We start from the raw sequence: 12,135 nt of genomic DNA on the forward strand, positions 1-12,135 counted from the left end.
CGTTATCAGATAGGCATATTCATGATGTCTTCGTAAGCCCTGACCACGCGGTTACGCACCTGGGTCAAGGCTTCAAAAGACACAGAAGACTTCTGGGCAGCAATCATCACCCGAGTGATGTCCACATTGGGGTCGCCCATATCGTATGCCGTGCGCAGCTCGCTGGCATTTTGCTGAACTTCATTGACACTATTAACAGCCTTACCGAGCATATCGCCAAAATTCGATGTCTCCCGGGCCTGGTCAACCTGACGCGGTCCATCAATGCGGCCACGCACCGACTGGTCCTGCTCAACACGCTGGTTCTGCATCATTTGTGAACGCAGTGAACGGATATCGGACAGTACACTGTTGATGTCGGCACGCTGAACCATAAATTTCTCCTGACACCACCCCGTTAGAGGCAGGATTGCTGGACTGACTGTAATAGTTAAAACTAAGCAATGGTCAGGCCAAAATTATTTTTTTAATGTTTAACAGATAGTTAAAGGAGACTCCAAACCAAAACCAATCTCTACCGACAAGGTTTTGACAGAAGCAAATGGGCGATTTTACGATGACTCAGAACTGGAATATCCAAGCATCAAGGTTACCCACAATACCTGTGGATAAAGTTGTTAGCACGGTGAGGATAGGTGCCCTACAACCCCAAAGAGCGAGGATTTCCGGAGACTGGCGCAAAACTGATCAGAGTGCGCGCCGCACTGGAGCACATAAAAAAAGGCACCCATGAAGGGTGCCGCAATGAAGGGGTACTACGATAAAGAGCTACTACAATCAAGGATCACTACAAAAAAAGACTACTGAAGAACTCATCACGCAATCGCTAACTCTGCATCCAGATCAATGCCCGCTTCACGCATCTGGGCCAGTTTATATCTCAGAGTTCTCGGGCTGATGCCCAATTGCTCCGCTGCCCTGTTACGACGCCCGCGCTCATTTCTGAGTGTCTGAATGATTATACGGAACTCCTGCTGGCGTAGATCATCACCAAGCGAGCCGGCTTCGATCGATGACGGTGCCAGGGCCTCCGCCTCACCAACTGCAGCCTGCTCAGCGGACTGCGTATACGCCTCGTCAAAGGGCTCGGAAGTACGAGGAGATGCCATAGGTGCTTCGGCAAGGCCATCGAAACGTCGGCTGGTACCAATATCAAGGCACAGATCGTCAACGTGAATCACATTACCCTGGTGCAAAACCAATGATCGCTGGATGGCGTTATCCAACTCCCTTACATTACCAGGCCATGAGTGTTGCATCAGCGCATTGCGGGCATCAGCAGCAAAGCTGATGCCGGTAAGCTTCATCTTGCGACAGTGCTTTTTAAGCAGCGACATTGCCATCGGAAGGATATCCAGTGGGCGCTCTCGCAGCGGCTGCCAGTGCATAGGAAATACGCTAAGCCGATAGTAGAGATCTTCCCGGAATCGCCCTTCCCGCACGAAATCGGCCAGATCCCGGTTAGTGGTGGCAATCACACGAACATCCAGCGCGATGGTTTTGCGCCCTCCTACCCGCTCAACTTCCCGCTCCTGCAATACGCGAAGCAGCTTGGACTGCAATGCCGGATCCATTTCAGACACTTCGTCCAGAAGAATCGTTCCGCCATTAGCCTGTTCGAACTTCCCTGGTGCAGATGCAACCGCTCCGGTAAAGGCACCTTTCTCATGGCCAAACAGGATCGCCTCAAGCATATTCTCGGGAATAGCTGCACAGTTAATAGCAACAAAGGGCTGATCTGCTCGAGGCGACTGCTGATGAATATACCGTGCCAAAACTTCTTTGCCGGTCCCACTTTCCCCGGAGATCATCACTGTAGATTCACTGCCAGCCACCTTGGCCGCCAACTGGAAAACACGCCTGCTGGCTGGATCCTCCGCAACGGGCTCATCGCCGGATTTCTGACGGCTACCACCCACTACCTTGGTGACTGCATCAACCAGCACCTTCGGCTCAAACGGTTTAACCAGATAATCCACCGCACCGGACTGCATCGCAGAAACAGCATGACTGATTTGCCCGTACGCCGTGATCAGCATCATCGGCAACCCCGGATGCAGGCGTTGCACCTCGCTCAGCAACTCATGACCGGAAAGCCCGGGCATATTGACATCACTGACCACCATATCAACTGGAGCTTCTGCAAGCCGTGCCAGGGCTTCGTGAGCATTCGAGGCCTCGCGCACGCGAAACTTCGCCAGTTCCAGGGTAGTCACCAGCGCCTCGCGCAGGTCACGATCATCTTCAACAATCAGAATCTGTGCCTTGGCCATGGTTGCCTCCGATCAGACTTTATTATGCAATAGCGGCAGACGCAGAGTAGCGACAGCACCACCCTGCTCTGGCGACTCAATAAAAAATTTACCCTGGTGGGCCTTAACAACCGCCTGCACAACCGCCAGGCCAAGCCCGGTACCATGGGATTTAGTGGTATAAAAAGCTTCAGACAGCCGGCTTGCTTCAGCCTTGCCAAACCCCGGGCCGTTATCCATAACCCGAATCAACAACTCACCGGCTTCTGATACAACCTGCACGACAACCGCAGTGGCGCCAGCTTCAACACTATTGTTCACGAGGTTGGTACAGGCTCCGACCAGCGCATCCCGGTTACATAACAGCCGGCAATCTTCCGGCAGATCGGTTCTCAAAATCACATCAGCACCGGCAGCGGTCTTAATCCCTTCCAGGGCAGACTCCAGAGCCGAAACCAGCGTTTCTGCAGACAGCTCTTCCGCCAGCCGGGTTTCGCCCCGGGCGAAAATCAACATATCCCGCACCTGTTGCTCAAGATGCGTAAGCCGGGACATCAGGCGCGAGGCACAACGCTGGCGCATCTCCTCATCCAGATCATCCTGCGTCAAATGGCCACCATAAAGAATGGCTGCAGACAGGGGCGTACGAATCTGGTGCGCAAGCGAAGCCACCATCTTGCCCATGGCCGAAAGCCGCTGAGCATGAGCGAGCTGCGACTGCAAATGACGGGTTTCCGTCAGGTCGGTAAGCAGAATCAACTGGCCTGGCTGGTTATCCATAGTACGAATTTCGATACTCACACGGCGTCCATCTTTCAAAGACACCTCATGACCGTCATCCCGGCGTGGCGAGAAGCAGCGGCGAATCACATCCACCCAGCGCTCACCGCCCAGCGGTTCACCCAATAACGCGATAGCCGCAGGATTGCTCTGCGACACAACCCCCTGACTATCAAGAACCACCACACCAGCGGGCAGCGCTTTCAGAAGCGTAGAGAGACGGTCAGCCAACTGCTCTTTCTCTTCCAGCTCCTGCTGGCGCTGTAAAGACTCCTGGCTCAGTTCGCCGGACAACTGATTAACCCGAGACTCCAGAGTGCGATAGGAATCGGTGATCTGCCTAGACATCTGATTGAACATTTCTAACGCAGAATCCACCGCCTCATCATTCTGCTGCGGAAACAGCGCCCTCACCTTATCGTTAGCATCCGCCGCTGCATTGGCCCGCGCCTCATGCTCTGCTGATGAAATGACAAACTGTGCCTGACTCATAACCTGACTCCCGATCAGTCCGTTACATCGGACCACACCCATAGGATGATTCGTTTACAAGCCACTAAGCCAGCTTCGTGCCAACTCATATTTTTCCATAAATATCAGAAGCTAAGAAAAGCAAAAGAAAGGTGAGCGACAGTTTTACGTCGCCCGTAACGAAAAAAACGCCAAGGGCCTGAGACCCTTGACGTCTTATTGTCACAACCAGCAACAGAATAAAAATCAGACACCGCAGCGGCAATAAAATATGTACAGGTGGGATTGGGGAGGTCTTTTTAAAAAGAACCGCTTGTCTGAGCGAAGCGAGTTGTGCGGCACTTTTTCAAAAGACCTCCCCAGTCCCACACCACCGCGACCACGCCGCCACCTAACTGTAATTGATCAGGACTCCTCAGGCTCCTCCTCTTCCCGAAGCCCATACTTCCGAACCTTCTCCACAAGCGTAGTCCGCCGAATCCGTAGCTTCTCCGCAGCCCGAGCAACTACCCCCCCTGCCTCGTCCAAAGCCTGCTGAATCAGTTGCCTCTCCAGGTTCGAAAGATAATCCTTGAGATCAATACCATTCACTGGCAATAAAGCCGGAGAATCCAGTCCCACAAGGCCAGGAATACCAGAAGGCATCCCCGAATCCTCAACCGGCCGATTCTCATCGAAATCATCTACATACCTGAACTTCTTTGGCAATTCCTGCACCCCGATTACCGAGTAAGGATGCATGATTGCCAGCCGCTCAACCAGATTCGCCAGCTCACGAACGTTACCCGGCCAGTCGTGCCGGCACAGGCTCATGATCGCCGCCGAATTCAGGCGTAAGGAACCGCGTTTTTCCTTCTCCATGCGGGAAATCAGCTCGTTGATCAGCAGTGGAATGTCCTCCACCCGATCCCGCAATGACGGTACCTCAATCGGAAAAACGTTTAATCGATAGTAGAGATCCTCTCGAAACTCTCCCGATTCAATCATGTCCTCAAGGTGCTTGTGAGTCGCTGCGATAACACGCACATCGGCAGAAATTGTCCGGTTACTGCCCACTCGTTCGAATGTCCGCTCTTGCAGCACACGAAGTATTTTTACCTGCATATTGAGCGGCATATCGCCGATCTCATCCAGAAACAGGGTGCCCCCTTCTGCCAGTTCGAAACGGCCGACTCGCGCCGTAATTGCACCAGTGAACGCGCCCTTTTCATGCCCGAAAAGCTCGCTCTCAAGCAGCTCTGCGGGAATGGCGCCGCAGTTAACGGGCACGAACGGCTTGTCACGACGTGAAGAGTGATAATGAAGGTTTCTTGCGACAACTTCTTTGCCGGTCCCCGACGGCCCGGTAACCAGAACGCTCACATCCTTATCCGCAACCTGTTCCATAAGCTGGCGAACTTGCTGAACCTTGCGACTGGTGCCCACCAGACTGCGGAACAACTGCAGACCACGCTGCTGGCCCCGCTCCTTTGAGCGCCGGAACTGATCATAGAAAATTTGAGCGCGATAAAGTGAATCTACAAACTTCGTGTAATGCAGAGGCCATTCCAAGCGGGCAATTATGCGGGCAGAATCTGTCTCCGCCAGGCCTTTCAGTTCGGGATCACCCACCACCAGCAACGGAACACCCTGGGCAGCCCGACAAAGAGATTCAATTGTCTTTACGACACCGGTGTCGACACCGTTAACGATGGCAACGGAAATGTCCGCAAGACTCTCTTGATCTCCAGATTCAAGGAGCGCCCAGGCATCATCGCCTGCAACCACTTGCTCTTCGCCAATGAATTCCAGGATCGTCGCCAAGTCATGAAGCCTCGACTCATCCTCACTTAGCACCAGAACCTTGTTATTTTTGGACATTCACAAGAATCTCTTTGGGGATTTGTGCGGTATTTAAGACGGTAAAGCCAGTAGAGTCAATTTTATGACACTATTTAGGTCGAGACGTTGAAATATTTTGGTAGGCCTTGGCTGCACTGCGGTTACGGTTCATGCCTTTTAGAGCCAGCTCCGCTTCAGCTTTGGACCGAGCGGCACCTTCTCCGGCTGCGTCCAGAAACTGACGCAACTCTTCAATCCGTGTCCGGACGGGCTCCGGTTCTACCTGCCCAGCCTCAAGCGCAACCATCATGGGCTCTATAGTGGTCTTTATCCCGGAGTTGAGACTGACCAGAGCATCCCAGTCCTCTTTGGCCAGAGCGCGGCCCAGTTTCGCCATAAGTTGATCGAAACTTGCCAGACAGGCCTGCGGATCGGAGTGAAAAGTATCTTGAGCGTCGGCCATGACGTTTTCTCCTTGCACAAAGAGATGAAGAACGAACGACCCCGAGGAGCGCCAGCGATTGCCGGCGCTCCATACCGCTACAGCTCAATCAGCGGCGAGCAGCCCTTCTCGCAGAGGAAGCAGTAAACTCACTGCCACGAAAACCGGGGTTGTAATCGTAGGCCGGATAATTGTCATCCAGACCATCAATGTAATAACGCTTCGACTTGAGGTCGTACGTCATCTCCATAGTAGTCCAGAACACAGGCTCTTGGTAATAGCTGATATTGTGAGCTTCGGAAACCCGCCACAAATCACCGTTTTCGTCATACTCTTCGGACATGAGGATCTGCCAGCTATCTTCATCTACATAGAACACACGACGGTCGTAGATATGTTTGATACCAGTGCGACGCTTTGCCTCAACTACCCACACCCGATGTAGTTCATAACGTGTGAGCTGCTGGTTAATGTGACCGGCGCGAATCACATCATCCGGGCTGACATCTTCATCGTGTAACTTGTAAGCGTTATAAGGAACAAAGAGCTCACGCTTACCTTTCAAAACCCAGTCATACTGGTTGGGAGCGCCGTTATACATATCTTTCTGGTCAACAGAACGCAGAGAAGACGAGTTCGGTAAATCTGTCTCATAGGCCAGGTTCGGAGAACGCCTCAGGCGCCGAGATCCAGAATCATAGCGCCAGGCTAAACGCGGCGAGCGAACCTGATCCAGTGTTTCGTGCACAAGCGTGATAGTACCTGCCAATGTTGAGGGCGAGATCGTATCGGTCTTGAGGTAGAAAATTTTGTTATCGATATCGGCAAGTTCTGTATTCTTCTTGCTGTAAGCAAAGTAATAATCGTATTGATTTACTACCGGGTTAAAAGAACCGTCCACCTGAGGCGTGGCTGAGCCACTTCGGAACGAGACCTCTTCACCACGGTAACGCAGAATATGGTTCCATATAACTTCGAGCCCGTTTGCGGGGATCGGAAACGGGCTGGTCATGATCGTGTTGCGAACACCATTTCCGTTATCCAGTACTTCAGCGCTCAGAGCGTTCTCGTAGAATTTGTCGTACACATGCTCCGGAAACGCCGCTGTGCGACGAGTCTGGTAAACCGGCATGAAAAAATCCGGGCCATACTGACGGAGCATCTGGAGAGAGCCTTCGGAGAGCTTATCCTTGTAGAGGTGCATATTGTTCGATGTTATTACGAACAACGTCTCATCTTGAGGAAACGGATCTGTCTCCACCTGACCCTTGCGCCAGCTTGCAGGTGCTTCTGACAGCCCACCTGTCCATTCGGGAATGCTGCCAGAGGCATTGGCCGAACGCTCGGCACCAACCGGCGTCAGATCCTGCTTGAGCCGTTCTGCTTCCGCTAACGATACTCCTGACAGCGCCTGCCCGGAAAACCCGAGCGAAAGCACTGCAACACATGCGACAACTTGGCCCCGCATTTCAAACCCTCCAGACAATCGAAAACCCAAAATTCAATGCTGCTTTTTCCCAAATTCAAACAGCCGTTTCAAGTGAATGTTTGTGTTTTATTGTCACCTGGGGGCTTGGAGCTAAGGGTTGAAGAAATCTACGCGCTGGAATGCTACAATGGTGGGCTGTTTTATTCACGGGCAGTTCGGGCGGAGAAATTCCCGCAATCGAGAACGCACAAAAGCCCCCAAATGCACGGCAGACACGATCAATGGCATCTCAATGGTATTCTCTGGTTTCTCAAAAGCTGTTTCTTGCAAGAACGCTTCTGGAAATGCCGGAGAAGCTTGCCGATAGCGGAAATGCTAATCATGCTCCAGCGCAGAAACTGCAGCATGAGGCGGCTATTCAGGGCTCTATCGAGCTCCTGCTAAGGGCAAGACGGCTATTATTGATAATGATTACCAGGTTCTACCAGAAGCGTTCGGAGGAGCCTTCGTCGTTGGGGGAGCTGGCAAATCTGATCGGCGAACAAGCCACCGAAATCAGAAAATTAAGAGCTCTTGAGCAGGAGGCGGGTAGTTGGTGGAACTACCTTGACCAGCTGGAAGCCACTCAAAGCAGGCCGCCCGCAGCACGAAAAACGGTTAATGCAGAAAATATCATTGCCGTATCAGCTGACGCAGGACCCGACCGTTCCGCACAAACGCTCCTGAAGACTATGAATGCGATAAAACAGTTTGCCGACAACCTGGAAGAGCAACACGGCGAGTGGTAACTACCCTCGACCACTGCAGCAATCACCGCTACTTCCGGTTCTCAACATGATAAAGGTTAATGAAATGTCACCATCGTTTTTCGAAATTGTACAACTAAGCAACGGCGACTATGCCCTGCGACGCATCGACGATGACAGTGAGCCGCTGGTCAAAATTTCCTTTTCAGGTGAAGCTCGCGAAATGCTGGAAGATCGGGATATGTCTGTTGCCAAAGCAATGATTGCCGCGGGAATAGAAGCCGCTGGCAACATCACTCACGACATTGACTGGGAAGAAGACGAGCTGGACGCTTCAGACGCTCAGCCCGCATACACTCTGCACTGAAGGCAGGCTTTACCGCTGCCGGAGCACAACACCATGGCTGTTGCCCTCCGCCGCAGCCTTCTGCAGAGAATCAAAGGCTGTCTTACCCAGTTTACGGGTCCACATCACTACCGCATGACAGGTACCTGCGCTCAGGGCTCTTTCCGCAAGCTGACGTGCCGGGTACTCTGCGGTAGAGCGCAGCACCAAAAGCTCTCCAGCAACAATCCCGTGCATTTTCTGCCACTTGCTCACGAGCGCCTGGGGAGGATCAATCCAGGCCAGCCAGCGCTTTTCCTGGTTAAGCTGAGTCAGCATCGGCAACAGTAATTGAAAATTCTCCACCTGCCCTTCTGGCATTATGATTTCCGTAACGTTGCCAGCAGGCGCGGATTCCCTGATATCCGGTTTATGCCGGGCCCGAATGACTGTGCGCTGCTTTCGGGCGGTATACTCCGGCACAGGGCAAGGTAAAATAGCTTGCTGCCACGCCATGTTCTGATTAAAGCTTAGCTGTTCCATAATTCACCCGTTTTTCAATGCGTCTGTGGTTTATACCAGCCCGATCAGTGCAGATCAGAGCGCCGGATAACACCTACACCCAGCCCTTCAATGAACAGCTCCTGCTCCGTAAGATCGACTTCAATCGGCGCAAACTCTTCATTTTCGGCAATCAGATAGACCTTCGAACCCTCTTTCCGGAAACGCTTTACAGTCACTTCCTCACCCACTCTGGCTACAACAACCTGCCCGTTATGCACATCCTGAGTGCTGTGAACTGCCAGAAGATCGCCGTCAAGAATCCCGATGTCCTTCATACTCATGCCCCGGACCCGCAGGAGATAGTCGGCCGAAGGCGAGAAAAACTCCGGCTTCAGCGTACAATGATCTTCAATATGTTCCTGGGCCAGGATCGGACTGCCCGCCGCCACCTGACCGATCACAGGCAGCCCCAGATCTTCAGCGGCTTCTGGCAGACGTATGCCCCGGCTCGCACCCGGCACCATCTCAATAGCGCCCTTACGTGCCAGTGCCCGCAGGTGTTCCTCAGCGGCATTCGCCGAACGAAATCCAAGCTCTGCGGCTATTTCTGCGCGAGTGGGCGGGTAACCGGTTTCATCCACGGATCGGCGAATAATTTCCAGTACCTGAGTCTGTCTTGCTGTCAGCTTCATTGTTGCGCTGCTCCGCTTGCTGCATGCAGGGCTTATACATGCCGGGTCTGATATCTGCTGGCAGATACGGCCTGCCAGCATTCCTGTTTGTTTATACAGTGTTTTGACTATATACAGTGTTTTATCCAGTGTAAAGTCGCGCACCCTAATTTCTTTCAACCCCTTAACCGACGCTCTTAAGTGAGTGTGATATGGTAAAAAGATCGCAAATTCATCCCAGTGAGTCCTATGAACAACGCTACGTCCTGCAAAATGCCAGACATACTGAAAACAACCGATGGAAAAGAACGCCGTGTCGGTGTTGAAATCGAACTGTCCGGGCTTGGGTATGAGCAACTTGTCAGTATCGTTGCGGAACTTCTCGATGGAACCCCGACACTCGAATCCCGCTATGTGAGCAAGCTTCAGACATCGATGGGTGATTTCATCATTGAACTTGATTCCGAGCAGGTGAAAGATTTCGATCTTACGGATGACAGAGTTCCAGAGGTACTGCGTGAACTTGGCGGGCAAGCCATGGAGGTTATCGACGCGGCAGCTGAGCGCATTGTTCCGCTAGAGATTGTGAGTCCTCCTTTACCGTTCTCCGAAATTCAACAGATCGAATATCTGGTCAAGGAGCTACGCGAAGCCGGCGCACTGGGTAGCCGGGAGGCTATCTATTTTGCATTCGGCTTACAGTTGAACCCGGAACTACCGGATCTTACACCAGCAACACTGATTCGCTATTTCCAGGCTTTTGCCGTGCTCTATGACTGGCTCAAAGCTCACCACCAACTGGATATCAGCAGAAAGTTCACGCCCTATATCGAACCCTGGAGCAGCCGCTATACAGACCTACTGGTGACGGAGGGCTATTCGCCGGACCAACACCAGATGATGGTTGACTACCTGGAATCCAATCCTACGCGCAACCGTGCTCTGGACCTTTTGCCTTTGTTTGCCCATCTGGACAAACCCCTTCTCGATCAGTACGTCAAAGATCCACGCATCAAGAGCAGGCCTACTCTGCACTACCGATTGCCGGACTGTGACATCGACAATCCGGAATGGAACTTCTCCAGTGTGTGGAATGACTGGGTGGTGGTCGAGCAGATCGCCAATAATGCAGACGATCTGGCGGAGCTGAGAGCCTTGTTCCGGGAAAGCCGAAAGATCAGCCTGCGCAATCTCACACATAGCTGGCAGGAAACTTCAGCAAAGTGGCTACAAAGCAAAGGCTATGTCTGAACAGGACCTTACAGAAAACAACTTGCCCGGCCTGACAATTGGCATCAGCGGTCCCGCCCGCAGGCGCGTCGCGCAACAGTTGATCAGTTTCGGCCTCAGATTGCAGGGTGTTCGCCCTTACTACATCCGCCCCGGCACCCGCGTAGACGTATCGATGTTAGACGGGCTGGTGCTCTCAGGTGGCACACACGTTCATCCGGAGCGTTACGGCCAGGAACCCCAAGTGAGCGCCCATTACGACAAGGCCCGGGATAAAACCGATTTTCAATTACTGGAACAAGCTGAGTCTGTCGGCATTCCGGTGCTGGGTATCTGCCGTGGCGCTCAGTTTATCAACATATTTCACGGTGGCTCGCTGTGCCAGAACGTAACGCCTCTCAGGGTAAATACCCGCCACAGGCCACTTTTACTGCCCATGCAGACTGTCCGGCTAGTAAAGTCCAGCCGGCTGGGAAAGCTCATGCGAGCCCCGGTAATCGGAGCCAACCGGATCCACAGTCAGGCCATAAAGCGCCTTGGCAAAAATCTGCAGGTAACAGCCGTAGACAATGATCTTTTCGTCCAAGCTATAGAAAGCACCCGTGGCCAATGGCTTATGGGGCTGCAGTGGCATCCCGAGTACCTGCTTTATCACAGTGGCCACCGGCGGATCTTCAGCGAGTTCGTGCAAGCAGCCCTCTCATTCAAACTGGCCCGACTGGAACCTGCATCCTGACGAGCCTGACGTTAAACCCGAATTCGGAGACCAAGTGTTATGGCGAGAAACAACAGGAAAACCCGTTCTCTTTGGGTACTGCCACTGTTGGTGCCAGGTTTGGCCCTGGCTGGCGAGGTTACACTCACCGGAGAGGGAAGTGTCCGGTATGAGCCGGACAGTGCACGCCTGAAGTTTACCGCCAGCGCGGAGCATGAACAGCCGCAGCAAGCTACTGCTCAGGTAGCATCAATGATAGAACAATGGCACCAGGGGATCAGCGAGTACAGGGCGCAACTCCATGAGTACACGGATGCATCGGTCAACCTTTATAGCCGCACACTGCCTGCCGAAACCCGGGAGGCAGAGCCGGAAAAACGGGCAGTTGCCTCCCAGACCGTCAGCTTCACCGTCACTGACTTATCACTGCTGAACCCGGTCCTACAACAGGCACAAGCTCTGGGGCTTAATTACAACCTGGGCCCGCATCAGTTTTTCCACTCTGAAGAAGCTCGCATGGAACGCGAAGCGCTGGCACTGGCACTGGCCGACGCGAAATCCCGTTGCGATTTTGTTGCGCAGCAGATGAACCAGCGCTGCGGGGAGGTGGTATCTCTCAACATTAACGGTGGTCACCGCCCCATGCCAATGATGATGGCGGCCGAAACAAGGGGCGCGGACTCCATTTCGAGTGTTGGAGAACGGGAAATCAGCGCATCTGTAAGCGCAACCTTTGAACTGGACTGAGG

13 protein-coding genes are annotated in these 12,135 nt (G+C 53.0%); 5 read left to right on the forward strand and 8 right to left on the reverse strand.

The genetic code is table 11. The annotated features are described in order from the left end of the window. Positions 1-5 precede the first annotated feature (5 nt). The 6 genes from fliE to Q4501_RS01605 all read right to left on the reverse strand — a co-directional run bounded on the left by fliE (position 6) and on the right by Q4501_RS01605 (position 7,234). Positions 6-374, reverse strand: a complete 369-nt coding sequence (fliE, locus tag Q4501_RS01580; RefSeq protein WP_303593580.1) for a flagellar hook-basal body complex protein FliE — start codon at positions 372-374, stop codon at positions 6-8. A gap of 441 nt (positions 375-815) precedes the next feature. Beyond that, positions 816-2,273: a sigma-54 dependent transcriptional regulator gene (locus Q4501_RS01585; protein ID WP_303593582.1), complete on the reverse strand. Its 1,458-nt coding sequence runs from the start codon at positions 2,271-2,273 to the stop codon at positions 816-818. Between the two features lie 12 nt (positions 2,274-2,285). Further along, positions 2,286-3,524, reverse strand: a complete 1,239-nt coding sequence (locus Q4501_RS01590) for a PAS domain-containing sensor histidine kinase (protein WP_303593584.1) — start codon at positions 3,522-3,524, stop codon at positions 2,286-2,288. Between the two features lie 384 nt (positions 3,525-3,908). Further along, a complete protein-coding gene (locus Q4501_RS01595) occupies positions 3,909-5,363 on the reverse strand; it encodes a sigma-54 dependent transcriptional regulator (protein ID WP_303593586.1) in 1,455 nt (484 codons plus the stop codon). 70 nt (positions 5,364-5,433) lie between these two features. Further along, positions 5,434-5,787 (reverse strand): SOS cell division inhibitor, encoded by a 354-nt coding sequence (locus Q4501_RS01600; RefSeq protein ID WP_303593588.1) that lies wholly within the window; start codon positions 5,785-5,787, stop codon positions 5,434-5,436. Positions 5,788-5,875: 88 nt separating this feature from the next. Continuing rightward, on the reverse strand, positions 5,876-7,234 hold the full coding sequence (locus Q4501_RS01605; protein ID WP_303593589.1) for a DUF1329 domain-containing protein: 1,359 nt from the start codon (positions 7,232-7,234) through the stop codon (positions 5,876-5,878). Between the two features lie 242 nt (positions 7,235-7,476). Here Q4501_RS01605 and Q4501_RS01610 point away from each other — a divergent pair, with 242 nt between their 5' ends. Together Q4501_RS01610 and Q4501_RS01615 are read left to right on the forward strand one after the other, a co-directional pair. After that, positions 7,477-7,983, forward strand: coding sequence for a DUF6586 family protein (locus Q4501_RS01610; RefSeq protein WP_303593591.1), 507 nt, complete (start codon positions 7,477-7,479; stop codon positions 7,981-7,983). Positions 7,984-8,047: 64 nt separating this feature from the next. Further along, on the forward strand, positions 8,048-8,308 hold the full coding sequence (locus tag Q4501_RS01615; RefSeq protein ID WP_368497096.1) for a hypothetical protein: 261 nt from the start codon (positions 8,048-8,050) through the stop codon (positions 8,306-8,308). A gap of 9 nt (positions 8,309-8,317) precedes the next feature. On the opposite strand, the gene Q4501_RS01620 is transcribed toward Q4501_RS01615, so the two are convergent. Beyond that, a complete protein-coding gene (locus Q4501_RS01620; protein ID WP_303593594.1) occupies positions 8,318-8,809 on the reverse strand; it encodes a cell division inhibitor SulA in 492 nt (163 codons plus the stop codon). 44 nt (positions 8,810-8,853) lie between these two features. After that, complete coding sequence (gene lexA, locus Q4501_RS01625; RefSeq protein ID WP_303593595.1) at positions 8,854-9,462, reverse strand: transcriptional repressor LexA; 609 nt, start codon at positions 9,460-9,462, stop codon at positions 8,854-8,856. Between the two features lie 228 nt (positions 9,463-9,690). On the opposite strand from lexA, the gene Q4501_RS01630 reads away from it, so the two are divergent. Genes Q4501_RS01630 through Q4501_RS01640 form a run of 3 tightly spaced genes read left to right on the forward strand, consistent with a single transcriptional unit; the run spans position 9,691 to position 12,133 of the window. Next, positions 9,691-10,692, forward strand: coding sequence for an amidoligase family protein (locus Q4501_RS01630; protein ID WP_303593597.1), 1,002 nt, complete (start codon positions 9,691-9,693; stop codon positions 10,690-10,692). Further along, entirely contained in the window at positions 10,685-11,407 is a 723-nt protein-coding gene (locus tag Q4501_RS01635) for a gamma-glutamyl-gamma-aminobutyrate hydrolase family protein (RefSeq protein ID WP_303593598.1), read from the forward strand. Before Q4501_RS01630 ends, Q4501_RS01635 begins: the two co-directional genes overlap by 8 nt. Before the next feature lie 39 nt (positions 11,408-11,446). Then, positions 11,447-12,133, forward strand: a complete 687-nt coding sequence (locus Q4501_RS01640; protein WP_303593599.1) for an SIMPL domain-containing protein — start codon at positions 11,447-11,449, stop codon at positions 12,131-12,133. The last annotated feature ends 2 nt before the right edge of the window (positions 12,134-12,135 follow it).

This window comes from Marinobacter sp. 2_MG-2023 (genome assembly GCF_030546935.1).
GTDB lineage: Bacteria > Pseudomonadota > Gammaproteobacteria > Pseudomonadales > Oleiphilaceae > Marinobacter.